The organism is Flavisolibacter tropicus, from assembly GCF_001644645.1.
Taxonomy (GTDB): Bacteria; Bacteroidota; Bacteroidia; order Chitinophagales; family Chitinophagaceae; genus Flavisolibacter; species Flavisolibacter tropicus.
This window is the reverse complement of sequence record NZ_CP011390.1, coordinates 5,499,889-5,515,241: the sequence shown is the minus strand read 5'-3', so window position 1 is coordinate 5,515,241 and position 15,353 is coordinate 5,499,889. Positions and strand designations below refer to the sequence as shown.

The 15,353-nt window shown below is 42.1% G+C and carries 10 protein-coding genes; 3 read left to right on the top strand and 7 right to left on the bottom strand.

From position 1 onward, the window contains the following. Nucleotides 1-359 precede the first annotated feature (359 nt). Both SY85_RS23395 and SY85_RS23390 read left to right on the top strand, forming a co-directional pair. Nucleotides 360-1,520: an MFS transporter gene (locus tag SY85_RS23395; protein WP_066408387.1), complete on the top strand. Its 1,161-nt coding sequence runs from the start codon at nt 360-362 to the stop codon at nt 1,518-1,520. A 46-nt stretch (nt 1,521-1,566) separates the two neighbouring features. Next, on the top strand, nt 1,567-4,224 hold the full coding sequence (locus SY85_RS23390; RefSeq protein WP_066408386.1) for an MGH1-like glycoside hydrolase domain-containing protein: 2,658 nt from the start codon (nt 1,567-1,569) through the stop codon (nt 4,222-4,224). Here SY85_RS23390 and SY85_RS23385 read toward each other — a convergent pair. The 6 genes from SY85_RS23385 to SY85_RS23360 all read right to left on the bottom strand — a co-directional run bounded on the left by SY85_RS23385 (nt 4,221) and on the right by SY85_RS23360 (nt 11,835). Beyond that, nucleotides 4,221-5,255: an LLM class flavin-dependent oxidoreductase gene (locus SY85_RS23385; protein ID WP_066408384.1), complete on the bottom strand. Its 1,035-nt coding sequence runs from the start codon at nt 5,253-5,255 to the stop codon at nt 4,221-4,223. The genes SY85_RS23390 and SY85_RS23385 overlap by 4 nt on opposite strands. A 55-nt stretch (nt 5,256-5,310) precedes the next feature. Next, on the bottom strand, nt 5,311-6,006 hold the full coding sequence (locus tag SY85_RS23380) for a DsbA family oxidoreductase (protein ID WP_226998943.1): 696 nt from the start codon (nt 6,004-6,006) through the stop codon (nt 5,311-5,313). Then, on the bottom strand, nt 6,007-6,582 hold the full coding sequence (locus SY85_RS23375; protein ID WP_066408381.1) for a DsbA family protein: 576 nt from the start codon (nt 6,580-6,582) through the stop codon (nt 6,007-6,009). Between the two features lie 55 nt (nt 6,583-6,637). After that, the gene (locus tag SY85_RS23370) at nt 6,638-7,270 is read right to left on the bottom strand and encodes an NAD(P)H-dependent oxidoreductase (RefSeq protein WP_066408379.1); all 633 of its coding nucleotides are present in this window, start codon (nt 7,268-7,270) and stop codon (nt 6,638-6,640) included. A 65-nt stretch (nt 7,271-7,335) separates the two neighbouring features. Next, entirely contained in the window at nt 7,336-7,935 is a 600-nt protein-coding gene (locus SY85_RS23365; RefSeq protein ID WP_066408376.1) for a TetR/AcrR family transcriptional regulator, read from the bottom strand. A gap of 222 nt (nt 7,936-8,157) precedes the next feature. Beyond that, nucleotides 8,158-11,835, bottom strand: coding sequence for a PKD domain-containing protein (locus tag SY85_RS23360; protein WP_066408367.1), 3,678 nt, complete (start codon nt 11,833-11,835; stop codon nt 8,158-8,160). Between the two features lie 1,209 nt (nt 11,836-13,044). On the opposite strand from SY85_RS23360, the gene SY85_RS23355 reads away from it, so the two are divergent. After that, a complete protein-coding gene (locus SY85_RS23355; RefSeq protein ID WP_066408365.1) occupies nt 13,045-14,037 on the top strand; it encodes an SDR family NAD(P)-dependent oxidoreductase in 993 nt (330 codons plus the stop codon). 234 nt (nt 14,038-14,271) lie between these two features. Here SY85_RS23355 and SY85_RS23350 read toward each other — a convergent pair whose 3' ends face one another. Then, nucleotides 14,272-15,270 (bottom strand): glycosyltransferase family 2 protein, encoded by a 999-nt coding sequence (locus SY85_RS23350; protein WP_066408363.1) that lies wholly within the window; start codon nt 15,268-15,270, stop codon nt 14,272-14,274. Nucleotides 15,271-15,353: the final 83 nt, after the last annotated feature.

Below are 15,353 nucleotides of genomic sequence, written 5' to 3'. Positions count from 1 at the left end.
TTGAAAATTGAGCATTGAACATTTCTTTCCTCATTAATCCTCACTCATCATTCTCCCCTCCTTGTTCCTTGTTCAATATTCTCTTACTTATAAACTTGCTAGCCTGTCAACCCTTCTCAGCGTGTAGCGTACAGCCCCTCTCCCAATCAACCCATTAGCTCCATAAACATTATGGCCTTATCTTTGTGTATCATGTACACAATACGGATTTTCATCGAAGAAACGATACCTGTGGCCGATTCAACAGGAACTACCACTTTCAGATGTATATATTGCTGATATATGAATAGTAGGATTCCAGTGTATTAAATACTGTTGATCCTTGCCCTTAATTGTAGAAAGCTTATCTAAAAGTTGATATGACTGAGTTACTACTATCATTAGAAAAATCCAAGAGAGCCTATAGAATTGCTGTAAGCTGTTTATTCTTTTTGCAAGGCATTTGCTTTGCATCCTGGGCATCCCGTATACCAAGCATTCAACAAAGTCTGCATTTATCTGATGCGGCCTTAGGAGGCGTTTTATTTGCCCTGCCGGTAGGTTCTATGCTAGCCCTTCCCTTTTCCGGTTGGTTGGTTAATAAATATGGCAGCAAGCGCGTTGCCACCAATGCCATCCTGTTGTACGGTCTTACCCTCATTACATTAGGATTAGCTTCAAGTACTATATTACTGATCGCTGGCTTAGTTGTTTTTGGCATGGCTGGCAATACAGCCAATATTGCCATTAATACACAAGCTGTTGGTGTTGAAGCCAAATATGAACGCAATATCATGGCCTCTTTCCACGGACTCTGGAGCCTGGCTGGTTTTACCGCTGCAGGAATTGGTGCATTCATGATTGGCAATGCTATTATTCCGCTAAATCATTTTGTGATTATTGCAGCTGTGATTATCGTTGGACTTGCCTTGAGCTTTCAGTATCTATTACCTGATGAACAGCGTTCTGCCACATCCCACAAATTATTTGTAAAGCCAGATAAATCACTGTTTCTATTAGGCGTAATTGCATTTTGCTGCATGATCTGTGAAGGAGCCATGTTTGACTGGAGTGGTATTTATTTCCAAAAAGTAATTGGTGCTAAAGATGGGTGGATTAGTGCAGGTTATACCGCTTTTATGTGCACTATGGCAACAGGGAGGTTTATAGCTGACCGAGTTGCTGGCAAATTGGGATTTAAAAAGACCATTCAACTAAGTGGCATACTGATTGGTATTGGTTTAACTATGGCTACCTTATTTCCTTACCTGATCTCTTCCATAATAAGCTTTTTACTGGTAGGCTTTGGCGTGTCTTCGGTTGTGCCTTTGGTTTACAGTGAAGCGGGTAAATCAAAAATGATGAGCACAGGCCAGGCTCTGGCAGCCGTTTCAAGCATTGGCTTCCTGGGCTTTTTAATGGGACCGCCGCTTATTGGATTTATTGCAGGTATTTCCAATCTGCGTTTCTCTTTTGCTTATGTAGCACTAATGGGCATTCTGGTAACATATGTAGTTAGCCGGGTAAAGCCTTCTATTTAAGATCCAGTTTAATAATGAAAATCCGTATTTACTAATATTATTATCTATGACAACAGAACACGAGCGTTTGGAGAACAATAGCACATCGCCTATTGCGCAATGGGGGCCTTACTTAAGTGAAAGGCAGTGGGGTACGGTTCGTGAAGACTATAGTCAGGACGGCAACGCCTGGCAATACTTTCCATTTGACCACGCACATTGCCGCACATTTCAATGGGGCGAAGATGGCTTAGCGGGCATATCTGATCACTTTCAAAACTTATGCTTTGCCCTTTCCCTATGGAATGGCAAAGACAAGATATTAAAAGAGCGCTTATTTGGCTTACGTAATGGTGAAGGCAATCATGGCGAGGACGTAAAAGAGTTGTATTACTATTTGGATAATGTACCCAGTCATTATTACATGGAATACTTGTATAAGTACCCTCAGCGCGCCTTCCCTTATGAGCAGCTGCGGGAAGAAAACCAAAAACGCTCGAAACAGGAACCCGAGTATGAGATCTTAGATACCGATATCTTTCGCAACAATCAATACTTTGACGTATTGATCTCCTACGCCAAGCAGTCAGACGCAGATATCTTTATCAAGATTGACATTACCAACCGCTATCACAAGGCAGCCGACATTACCGTGCTGCCTACACTTTGGTTTTCACATCAGGCTACACTGGGTGTAACAGAAAAACCCCAAATTACTTATGCAGACGCCAATGCAGTAACTGCCACACATGAAAAGCTGGGCAAATATTTCTTCTATTGGCAAGAGCCTCAGGACTTGTTGTTTACCAATAACGTTACTAATACAGCCATCGTAACAGGCGAGCCTTGCAAGGATCTGTTTACAAAAGATGCTTTCCAGGATGCCATTATAAAAGGGACGAATAAGGAAGTATTACGCAATAAAAAATGTGGAACCAAGGCTGCTGGCGTGTACAAATTAAAGATAGCCGCAGGTGCTACACAATCTATTTACTGCCGGCTCACGGATACACCAGAAGATCATCCCTTTCCATATGAGTTCAAGCAACTCTTCAAGATACGCAAGCAGGAAGCTGACGAGTTCTATGCCTCTATATTACCTAGTAATATGAGTGCAGACATGGCCAACATTCAACGTCAGGCCATTGCAGGTTTACTCTGGAGTAAACAGTTCTATGCGTTTGATGTAGAGAAGTGGTTGACCCGAAGTGATGGCATCACGCCGGTTATGCCACACCGTATGACAGGGCGTAACAATGATTGGCAGCACTTGAAAAACCAGGACATTATCTCCATGCCCGACAAATGGGAGTATCCTTGGTATGCAGCCTGGGACCTGGCTTTTCAATGTATTTCAATAGCGGTTGTAGACCCAGCCTTTGCCAAACAGCAGTTATTGTTGATCATGCGGGAATGGTATATGAAGCCCGATGGACAGCTACCGGCCTACGAATGGAACTTCAGTGATGTAAATCCACCCGTGCATGCATGGGCCGCCTTAGAAGTTTATTGCATAGAAAAACGTAAGAAAGGAGTTGGAGATATTACGTTCCTGAAAAAGATCTTTCAAAAACTGCTGATCAACTTTACCTGGTGGATCAATCGCAAGGACCGAAATGGTAATAACATCTTTGAAGGAGGTTTCTTAGGCCTTGATAATATTGGGGTATTCAACCGTAGCCATCATGGCGACAATATGCAATTGGAGCAAGCCGATGGCACCAGCTGGATGGGTACCTATGCGCTGAACATGATGGATATTGCTTTGGAGATTGCCCTACACGATGAATCGTTTGAAGATACGGCTACCAAATTCTTTGAGCATTTCGTACTGATTGCAGAATCGCTGAATGAACACCATTTGTGGAATAAGGAAGACAAATTCTTTTATGATGTGCTTTGCATACCGGGATCAGAACCAACCCCCTTGCGTATTAAATCCATTGTGGGTCTCACCCCTTTGTTTGCCGTGTCTACTATTGGCAGACGCACGCTCAATCAATTAGAGGATTTTAAAAAACGATCCACTTGGTTTGAGAACTACCGCAAGAAGAACAATAAATTCTGGCCCAATGAAGAGCGTGGCGACAGAGAGAATATCTTATTGTCGCTAGTGCGTAAAGACCGCTTGGTGTATTTATTAGAGCGAGTACTGGATGAAAAAGAGTTTCTTTCTCCAGGAGGTATACGTGCTCTATCTAAATACCATGAGGAACACCCTTACTCGGTAACGGTACATGGCAATGAATACACCATTCAATATGATCCAGGCGACTCCACGTCGGATATCTTTGGTGGTAATTCTAACTGGCGCGGACCAGTATGGTTACCTATCAATTTCATCATCATTCAGTCCATTAGACGATACGGTAAGTTTTATGGCGATAGCTTGACAGTAGAATGCCCTACCGGCTCTGGCAATCACATGAACCTTTGCCAGGTGGCCGATGAACTGACCAGAAGAGTGATTAGTCTATTTGAAAAAGATAAAGATGGCAATCGCCGTCTGTATGATTCCTATAACTGGTTTTATCAACAGGAAGGCAATCAGGATCTGGTGCTATTTTATGAGTATTTCCATGGCGATTCAGGAAAAGGATTAGGAGCCAGTCACCAAACCGGCTGGACAGCATTGGTAGCGGAATTGATAAGGGAATATGCACAGAGCGAAACAGCTACTATACCACAAGAAGTTGTGAATGGCAACATGCATACAGCTCGTTAAAGGCTGTATGCATGTTCCTTAGTCTTTTTAAAAAGATCACTAACCAGCTTATAAGAATTTAGCTTGTCCTTGTGATCATAAAAATGAGACACGACCATCAGTTCATCTACACCTGTTTCATCTAGGAATTGTTGCATGCCTTGCTGCACCGTATCTACCGAACCAATGAAGGCATACTTTGCCATCTGCTGCACAACAGCCATTTCATATTCCGACCATACGCCTTCCATGGACTCCACTGGCGGTTGAATAGGTTTAGTAGTACCGCGCACAATACCCATAGCCAATTGATAATACGATGTAGCCAGAAATTGAGCTTCTTCATCGGTGTCAGCCGCCATTACATTTACACAGGCCATAGCGTAAGGTTCTTTCAAAATGTCAGAGGGCTTAAAGGAGTCACGATAGATCTGTAATGCAGAATGTAAGTGCGTTGGTGCAAAATGACTGGCAAAAGCGAAAGGCATTCCTAAAATACCCGCTAGTTGAGCACTATAGGTACTGGAACCCAATAACCAAATGGGAATATGCAATCCTTCACCAGGAAAAGCGCGCACGCGAGGATTGGGTAGTTCAGGTGTAAAATAATTGCGTAGCTCAATAACATCTTTGGGAAAATCATCAACGGAAGCATTCATGTTTCTGCGAAGAGCAAAAGAAGTTAATTGATCGGTTCCCGGAGCACGCCCCAGTCCCAAGTCAATGCGACCCGGATATAGGGACTCAAGTGTTCCAAACTGCTCGGCAATGATCAATGGCGCATGGTTAGGTAGCATCACACCACCCGAACCTACACGTATAGTAGATGTACCGCCTGCCACATAACCAATCAATACACTAGTCGCCGCACTGGCAATACTTTCCATATTATGATGCTCTGCAAACCAATAACGGGTATACCCCCATTTTTCTGCATGCTGCGCTAAGTCTAAACTGTTTTTAAATGTATGACTGGGTGTTTCTCCAGACTTTACACCTGCCAGGTCTAAAACTGATACGGGTATATCTGCTAAATTCTTTTGTGTATTCACTTTATTTGATTTGCCTCTCTACGGATTGAATACTAAATGGCGTTGTTAGCTATAACTAATTACAAACGCCGTCGGGTGTACATACGGTTCCCAATTCTGTTGCCTCAAATGCAACACGCTCTTCCCACACTTTCGTTAATACCTGCGAGAAAACGTTCGTTGGCTGCGCACCAGATACGGCATACTTGTTATCAAAAACAAAGAAAGGAACACCTCTAACACCTACCTGTTGTGCTTCCAGTATGTCCTCTTCTACTTTATCATTATACGCATTGGATTGCAACATATTGGTTACATCTGCTTCATCCAAACCTACCTCTTTAGCCAGACCTACCAACGTATCCTTATTAGCTATATCTTTTCCTTCAGTGAAATAAGCAGCAAATAAGCGCTCTTCCATTTTATTTTGTAACCCCTGCGTAGCGGCCAATAGGGATAAGCGGTGCGCATCAAATGTGTTGGCGATAACCGACTTATCCATTTGATAATCCAAACCTACTTCTTTAGCCATAGCGGTTACCTGTGCATGCATCTGCTGCGATTGAGTTAATGTCAAACCTTTCTTCTCTGCCAAGGACTCAATTACCGACTTACCGGGGTTAGATTTAGTAGTAGGATCTAATTGAAAACTTCGCCATACAATCTCTACTTGCTCTTTATTACTAAACGTTTCTAACGCCTTTTCAAACTTGCGTTTGCCGATATAACAAAATGGGCAAACAACATCTGACCAAATTTCTACTTTCATCATTTATGCACTTTTTCTTTTAGGGTGAATGGATGACAACTTTCCTTCTGCCATAGTTGTTTCAATGGCCTTACTCAGGTTTTTGAAAGTTGGATCACCTTCTAATTTTTGATTATTGATAAAGAAAGCCGGGATATCTCGAACACCTTTTTCCAGACCTTCCATCAGGTCTCCTTGCACGTTCCAGCCATAGGTACCGTTAATCAGGTCGTCTAGAAAACGTTTGTTTGTAGTACCAATCTCTTTGGCATACGACTTTAAACTGATAACCCCCAGGTTTCTGCGATTAGCAAAAAGCTCCTCATGCATTTCCCAAAACTTACCTTCCTGTGCTGCTGCAATAGCGGCCTCAGCAGCCTTATGCGCTTTTTGGTGGATCTTGGTTAATGGGAAATGGCGGAAAACAAATTTCACCTTGCCATCATATGTTTCCAGTAACTGTTTCACCACCTCATGAGCCTTGGCACATGCTTCGCTTTCATAATCACCAAATTCAGTAATAGTGATTGGCGCTGAAGCACTACCAGTAAAAACATCTTTTGGTTCTATGACAGGCAGTATTTCTTTTTGATATTTCATATCTAAATAGTTTAAACAGATTAGGCATAGCCTAATCTGTCTCTGTTACTCATTCTTACGCAACCTTTTGGATCAATTGCTCTCTATGACGACGTACTTTTTTTGCTTTCGCCAAAATGTCTTTTTCCGCGTCACGATAGCCAAGTGCCAATATGGTTACACTACGTATTCCTTGTTCTTTTAAATTCAATACTTCATCAACGGCGCTTGGGTTAAATCCTTCCATTGGTGTAGCATCTACCTGCTCTACTGCCGCTGCCGTTATAGCTGTACCAAAGGCTATGTATGCCTGGCGGGCAGCCCACTCATATTTCTGCTCTTGTGAACGCCCATTTACAATGCCCATTAATGAAGCTCTAAAGCCTTCCAAACTTTCCAATGTAACACCTCTTGTCTCAGCAATATTCTTCAGGTAATCATCTACATTCGATTCTGTTACATTATCCCAAGCTGCAAATACTAATAAGTGTGAGCTTTCTACAATTTGCGGTTGGTTATAGGCTGCAGGTTGAAGCTTCTTTTTCAATTCCTCATTTTCTATTACCAGGATGGTATAAGGCTGAAGCCCCATAGAAGAAGCTGACAATCGTGTAGCCTCCAGTATAGTATCTATTTTTTCTTGAGGTACTTTTTCACCGTTCATTCGCTTGGCAGCATAGCGCCAGTTCAGTGCATCAATTAATTTCATACGTGTGTGTTGATTTATAAAACTTTACCTAACAGTGTTAGGTATATGGTCAAAAAAATGGCTTATCACTTCATCCCGGAAATAAACCCGGTCATAAAGTCTTTTAAAACCATCGTATTCAGATTATCTCTTCTATTTTCTTTATCCATCATAGCAATGGATATTAATCCATGCAACATAGACCAAAAGGTATGCAGCTTTAAATAGGGATCAGCTTCAGGATGTTTACCATTGGCTATCAACTGCCTCACCGGCTCTAGTATCAGCTCAGTAAACGTATTTAACTCAGCAGTCTCCTTTACGGTTTCACAAGTGGGCATTCCTAAACCATACATAAGTTGGTAATAAGCTTTGTTGTTAAACGCAAAGTCCCAATAAGCATAGGCCATGGCCTGCAATTGCTGCTCAGGTTCTTCATAGCGACTTCTAGCTTTTAACAGCTCATCATCCAGGCACTGAAAGCCCCTCTTCGTAAACTCCAGAAGAATAGCTTCCTTGTTTTGAAAGTGATCATAGATTACGGGTACACTGTATTCAATAGCATCTGCTATTTTACGAATAGAAAGCGCCTGCCACCCTTCCTTTCCTACCAAGTCCCACGCAGCACGCAGAATAGAGGCCTTCACCTCTTCTTTCTGCCTTATTTTACGTTCTGCAACTCCCATTCTTTAATAGCTGCTATTTTTCCTAACAGCGTTAGCAAAATTACGAAATTCTCCTATTCAACGTTCAAACATCGATTTAAGGAACCATAGATTAACATTCCATTTAGGGTGACTGAAATACTCATCAATCAAGTGATCAATGCTGAAATACTATGGCAGTTATAGTAAAATAGCCAGCCTTTCCAGGCTGGCTATGAAATAGGATGATCTCAGAACAATTGACTAATCAGGCTGTTTGCTGATCCATGTCCTGGTTGTTTTTTCATTCTGAATGGCCCACAGAAAGTATTGCCCGTTTTGCTCCTTGGTAATATCCACATCAATGATATCACCATCTATTTTATTGCGGTACAGGGCCATCTCTTTTCCAAACTGATTGTATACGCACACGGTTATGGCTCCATCCCTAGCCGCAGTGCTACCATTGATCTTTACTTTATACCTACCAGAACTTGGATTGCGACTTAATAAGGTAAAACCCAAGACACCACTTTGTCCACTAGAAATATTAGGCTGTACTGTAATTGTTACATCATCTGTAGCAGTTGCCCCTTTATCATCAGCTACTTTCAGTTGGAATACATAGGTGCCCTCAACCAGATTACTTACCAATGGTGTTACCGCACTGGCAGAAGAAAGTGCAAACTGCGTAGGCCCACTGATCTTGGTCCATAGATAAGACACAATCGTTCCTCCACTACTTCCATCGGGATCATAAGATCCGGAGGCGTTCAGCGTCACACTACTCATAGGTAAGGTAATCGCCTGGTCAGCCCCCGCATTGGCCACTGGACCCCGATTTACAACATCAGTTACCGTCACTACTACCTCATCGGTAGCTATAGCTCCTTTATTGTCACTCACCTGCACACGAAAGGTATAGGCGCCTTTTACTAAGCCATTTACAGCTGTTGTAACCCCTCCAGCACTTACAATGGATGCTTGCGAAGGCCCACTCACTTCTGTCCACTGATAAGAAGCAATGGTACCATCGGGATCATTGGACGCGCTTCCATTTAAGGAAACACTACTTGCAGGCAACACAACCGTTATATCAGAGCCAGCATGTGCTACCGGCCCTTTGTTTAATGCATCCGTTACAGAAATCACCACATCATCAGTCGCTGTCGCGCCTTTATTATCAGTTACCGTTAATCGAAATGTATAAATGCCCACCGCCAAATTAGATACAGTAGTAGATGCAGCACTGGCATCAGCTATAGTAAATTGAGCGGGGCCGCTCACTTGACTCCATTTGTAAACAGCAATTGTTCCATCAGGGTCGCTGGACAACGAACCGTTTAATGTGGCCATATTCACTGGTAGCGTTATACTCTGATCTACACCGGCATTTGCAACAGGAACTTTATTAGGTGCCACAAGAGCGGTACTGCTATCCAGAATGGCTTCAGCATATAGTTGGGACTGAGGGACCAACACCTCTTGCTCCATACTTGGGCTTTTCCAGAACAACTGTGCATTTGTCTTCCCTCCACTACTATAATACTCCACTTTAATATCATGAAGTTTACTAGCCGCTAATTGAACCGGACTAGAATAGAACTTATCTGAATCATCATACTTTTCCTGCCATTTATCCAACACCATTACTCCATCAATCCAGATGCGATAACCGCCAGCTCCTTGTAAGCGGAACATATAGGCTTCTGAATATTGTGCCTGCACTTTTCCAGTCCAACGAACGGAATGTTGCGTACCGGTAATTTTATGATGCACACCAATGGGCAGGTTATAACGAGCCGCCCCATCGCCATACCACTCAGAGAACATGATCACAGAATCAATGCGTTCAAATACTTTGTTCTTGAATTCAGCATCATTAAAATACTCACCCTTTATCCCTTTTCCAGTTCCTACTAAGGTGGGCGAAAAGGCACCTATGTTTGTAATGATCGGCAAAGTAGCTACCCCTCTTACAATCATTTGCGACTGCCCAGACTTAGGTTGGATACGAAACCAGCCGGTAGCATTAGTGATATATTGAGGATCAGGACCTTCATACCGAAAACTCCAGGGCTGTCCACCGTCAAAATCACACATCACCATGGCCACCCCCTTGCGCTCGTTTAACTGCAGTCCATCCATAATAACACCACCGGCTTCATTCCGGATGGCTGAAGTAGTATACCCTTTAAAAGAACAGTTCAGAAAAAGATCTTCACATCTATCACCAGAAGGAATAGCAGAACGTGTTATTATGATACAATGCGGATATTTCCCTGCACTGTGAAACTTTACGCTTTCAAACCGTACACCAGCCGTATTAGCAGAAGAAGCTTTCACTTCAATTTCCCCATCATAGAAATACCCGCCTCTATACGTATAGGCATTTCCATAAGCGCCATGAAATAAGTGACGTACATTATTATAACACTCCTGGTGAAAAACAGTGTGATTACGCACTGTATTCTGCCAAACCCGTATACCAATATGGTTGGAGTGGGCCAGGTTGTTTTCAAAATCCCAAATGCCTTCATTATTGGCTTCCCAAATAAAGCCTCCTTTACCACTGGTATCTCCCACACCGGCATATACTACTGTATTTCCCATCGCCACATTGTCGTCTCCCATGCCCAATAGCATGCCCCCACCTGTAAACAGTACGCCAGATTCATTGCCAGCCATATCTTTTGAGCCTGGCACGTATAGATTCAAGGCAATCAGGTTATTGTTCCAGGTAATACTATGCGATAAATGGCCGAAGTCCCACCAAAAGGCGATTTCCAAACAATCATAAGCCACATTATTACTCATGTTGATGCCATTGGAAACGTGTGGAACGTATGAATGGTTTCCACACTGATAAACTACATTACCGGTAACCTGAGATCCAATGCTTCCATCATTACAATGGTGAAAGTGTATAGCATAACGCCCGGCAATCATATCTGTTCTCCCATTGCCGTCCTGGTCCTTTCGGGGTCCCATGTAGCGTAGGGCAGCATTTTGCAAGGTTTGCGGAACATTGGCATGAATGAAGATGTGTGTTCTACCCGCTGCTGTTCCTTCAATCCGCACGTTACGATTCAAATTAAGCGCTTCGGCCGTCCAGGTCGGTCCATCGGGACTAACCACTTTTTGATGGACGTTGTACGTAAAAGCAGAGCTAACCGCTACAGAAGATCCATTAACTGAACTGATGGTTCTTTGTTCAAAATTGGGGCGATACAAGTCTTTATGGCTATTCGAGGCATCATCCCATACCAAGGTATTAATACTCGGCTTATTGGTAGGGACTAACACAATTTCATCACCTGCCGCCCATCCTATTGGCGTTTCCTTTAAAGAAAAGGAAGCACTTCCTGCAGCAACGGTATCGGTTACCCTCGTCCAGGATGTTTTCTCGGCGCCTACAATATCCAGCCTTCCTGTAGCCACTACCCACAAGCCAACATCAGAAGCAAGCGGATCCATACCACCACCAACAAAATTCTTTTCATTAATATCAACGAAACGTAAGGTGTGAATTTGACTGGCGGAATTAGGACGTATTCTTAATTCACCTTGCACTACTATGTTTTGACTGCTTTGCAGTGTAACGGTTTTAGAGGCATCAAAGGCTAAAATGCCCCCACTATTTATATTTATACCAGACACAGTTGCAGAGGACACATCGAAACTAACTGTATGACCAGTGGCAATAAGAGGGGTATCAGTAGCAGTAGGCACACGGCCACCCCAGGTTGCTGGGTCAGACCAATTACCCGACTTCACACTTCCCATACTACCATAAAGTTGAGCCGCTTTGGCTGGTGCACAACCAATAGCCAGCTCTTTTAAAGCTTTGTGATTATTACCGGCTATAGAGGCAAAGGCAAGCCCTGATGCCGTTAATGATGAATCGCGGATAAATCTCCGCCGAGAGGTTAGGTTTTTCATAAGTGTTAGCAGGTTTCGCGTTTCGGTTAGGGAGAAACGTTATGTGGAAATTCGTCGGCACCTCATCAATAACAATGCCTAAAATTCCAACGTAGGGATAGAAACGAAACTTTGACAATAAAATGAAACGACAATTAACAATTAGAAGAACTGACCAACCTGTTAGATACTTACTTTAGATGTAGATAAAAGCCTGAGAAATTCCGTTCCTAGTGAAAAATTAGAACAAAAGGCACTATTCTCAAAACCATTGGGTCGCTTTATATAAAAATGACTCATTAAAACACTATAACCTCTTCAGTATTTCTACTTATAATTCCTTCCGCTACGCATACTGGTTACTGGTATAAAATCAATAGATAGGTAAATAGCTTACCATATACAAAAGCCCGTTACTCGGGCCTTAATCCTTGCACTTTGGGGTTAAATGCTTTATTTAAAGCCTGAAAACGCTTGGTAAAAGATGGAATTAGCCGCACTATTATCCAACCATTGTAATGATTCGGCCAATTCTCTTGTAATGTCCTCCGATCACAGCCTTTCGACTTACCCTTTTCCTACACCTTTCCTACCCATTGCTGTCCTCATAGTCGTATCAGGCTCAGGACAGCTTCGGTATTAGCTCGCTTTAACCACACTTTAACCGAAGTTGAGGCGACCCTGCCGTGAGCTTTGCCTTAAGATGGGGACAGCTAGTCCACAACAAGGTGTAGACGAGACCTTTCGGCTTACAGGGAAGAAAAGCTACCTCCTGGATAGTAAAATTAAAAACGAATGCTTTGCCCCTTGGCTCCTAAACAGAAATAATCCATGAGATACCCATATCCAAGCTTTAGCAGGTATATTCCACAATCTGGGTATAGTTTGCAAAAAGAAGGGCCCAACGGGGCTCAACAAGACTCAGGTCAGGATAATTAAGTGCATCTAATCTACTGGCTTTCTAAGTGTCGCTGCTAGCTACTTATTGAATGACTTGCATTACTATTCCCCATTTTTCCTAATGAATTACTGGCACTACAGTTGCTAATGATTAGAGAATCAAAAATGGGCAGAGCTTTTCAATAATTAGATTAAATTTATACTAATACGATACTCTGCTAAAAACAACCGAACACCAATCCCAATACCTCTGTAAAGACAATCCGAATACCTCCAGTAGTCTTTAACGTAAAACCAAGCCGCTAACATTTAAAAAGAACATCATTCAGTATGAAGATTATTGTAACTGGTTGTGCCGGATTTATTGGGAGCCACTTGTGTGAGCGATTAGTTAAAGAGCACCACAAAGTCGTAGGGATTGACAACTTTGATAATTTCTACCAGCGTAGTATAAAAGAGGAAAACCTTCGCCAGCTTCAAAGCAATAGCTTATTCCAGTTTTATGAGGCTGACATCCGCAATAAAGAAGATTTATCGGCTATAAGCGACAATTTTGATGTAGTGATCCACCTGGCAGCCAAGGCTGGCGTACGTCCTTCAATTGATAACCCACAGGGATATATAGACACCAATATAAACGGCACGCTGAATATCCTACATTTCATGCTGGAGAAGAATATTAATAAGATTGTGTTTGCTTCTTCCTCTTCTGTATATGGGGATAAAGCTATCTCTCCTTATCGTGAAGACAGTATTACCGACTTCCCTATTTCCCCATATGCCTTTACAAAAAAGTCATGTGAGTTACTTTTACACAACTACCACAACCTCTATCAAATAGATAGTGCTGCTTTACGCTTCTTTACAGTTTATGGACCCCGCCAGCGCCCAGACCTTGCTATCCACAAGTTTTTCAATGCCATAGAAAAGCAGCAACCTATCTCTATTTATGGAGATGGCTCTACCTCGCGAGACTATACCTATATAGACGATACTGTAGATGGTATTGTTCGGGCTATGGAATATGTATTGAACAATCAGTCCGTTTGTGAAGTCTTTAACCTGGGCAACAATGCACCAACGCCCTTGCTAACATTGGTGAATGCTATAGAAAGAGTGTGTGAGAAAAAAGCCTTATTGAAGTATATATCCATGCAGCAGGGCGATGTGCTTCATACGTGTGCCGATATCAGCAAAGCCCAAGCAATACTGGGCTATGAGCCAAAAATCAAATTACAAGAGGGCTTAAGACGCTTTTACTCATGGAAAGTCAATGAGCTAGGCTTTGAAAAAGCCTATCTGGCATTCCCTCAGTTTCATTAGCAGTTAAAAGTAACTAACTAATAACGATTAATAGAATAAAGAAGTGCAGCTCGTTCAGCTGCACTTCTTTATTCTATTATATAGTAAACATCAGGTGTTCTGAAAAAGCGTATTCAAGCTTAACTAAGCTAAACCAAAAGTATAGCCAACAAAAAAGGTCATCACCTATAACTTGAGTTTAAGTTATAGGTGATGACCTTTAATCTAGAAAGTTTCCACTCCCCGTCCTCAACTTTAAGCTGCTATTTTGTCTGCTCTATTTCTTTTTTTCTTTTTTAGTGAATTGAGACTTACCTGAAACAAAGTATCTGCTATTACTCGCTCTGAATAGGCAATCTTGAAGCCTTTAACAAACACCTCTCTAAATGTTTTCTGATTTAGTTTGCCTAAGCTTTTCAACATGGCTTTTGCACAATTGCGAGCGCGGTGCTTTAGTAAAGCTTGCATTTCTGTTCTTGAAATAGCATAATCATCTCCATTATTATACGCTAATGATTTATAAAAGTCATAATCCTCAAAATAATTGGCATATCCCTTTTTTGTCAAGGATTCTGTTCCAGAACCGGGATGCTTGCGTATATAAGAAAGCACTTCTGGAATTAAATAACAATCGCCTACCGTCAGGTGTCGCAACCACATCTCCCAATCACATAGCCATACCAGGTCTTTTCTGAAATACCCCAGCTTAAGGTTAGAGCGGCGGAACATGACTGCGGTAGGTTCCCCTATCCAATTAAAAGTATGAAGTGTATCATGGATGGCTCTTTTGCCATCCAATAAATGCTTGCGGGCTTTCCAAGCTTCTAGCGTGCGTGCGTCTGTTGTAGTGGCCGCTCTTCCAAAATTCTCTCTATAAGATGTTACTAAAGAAACATGGGGGTTAGCTTCCATAATGGAAACAAACTTCTCTAATAACTGAGGGTGAAACTTATCATCAGCACACAGAAACTTCAGGTAAGTTCCCTTAGAAAACTCAAGGCACTTGTTCCAATTACCAGCCATTCCTTTTTCATAATTTTTAAAATAGCGCAGCCGCTTATCACTTAAGTAGCGACTTACTACTTCATCCGTTTCATCCGTTGAGCCATTATCAACTATGATCAATTCAAAATCATGAAACGTTTGATTTAACACACTTTCAATGGCCTCAGGTAAAAAGCGGGCATAGTTCAATGTGGGCATTAATACAGAAACTTTCGGGAGATTACTGGTCATCATCTTTACTTGGTTCATTCCTATTGGTTTATTCTTTGTCCATATGTATAATATTCTGGAAGCGGAACATTATGCATATTTTAAACTTTATGAATCATTGT

Excerpts from the sequence above, each read along its gene's own strand:
- SY85_RS23380 (WP_226998943.1), bottom strand. The coding sequence starts at position 6,006 with ATGATGAAAGTAGAAATTTGGTCAGATGTTGTTTGCCCATTTTGTTAT.
- SY85_RS23360 (WP_066408367.1), bottom strand. The coding sequence starts at position 11,835 with ATGAAAAACCTAACCTCTCGGCGGAGATTTATCCGCGATTCATCATTA.
- SY85_RS23370 (WP_066408379.1), bottom strand. The coding sequence starts at position 7,270 with ATGAAATTAATTGATGCACTGAACTGGCGCTATGCTGCCAAGCGAATG.
- SY85_RS23390 (WP_066408386.1), top strand. The coding sequence starts at position 1,567 with ATGACAACAGAACACGAGCGTTTGGAGAACAATAGCACATCGCCTATT.
- SY85_RS23395 (WP_066408387.1), top strand. The coding sequence starts at position 360 with ATGACTGAGTTACTACTATCATTAGAAAAATCCAAGAGAGCCTATAGA.
- SY85_RS23355 (WP_066408365.1), top strand. The coding sequence starts at position 13,045 with ATGAAGATTATTGTAACTGGTTGTGCCGGATTTATTGGGAGCCACTTG.
- SY85_RS23350 (WP_066408363.1), bottom strand. The coding sequence starts at position 15,270 with ATGAACCAAGTAAAGATGATGACCAGTAATCTCCCGAAAGTTTCTGTA.
- SY85_RS23375 (WP_066408381.1), bottom strand. The coding sequence starts at position 6,582 with ATGAAATATCAAAAAGAAATACTGCCTGTCATAGAACCAAAAGATGTT.
- SY85_RS23365 (WP_066408376.1), bottom strand. The coding sequence starts at position 7,935 with ATGGGAGTTGCAGAACGTAAAATAAGGCAGAAAGAAGAGGTGAAGGCC.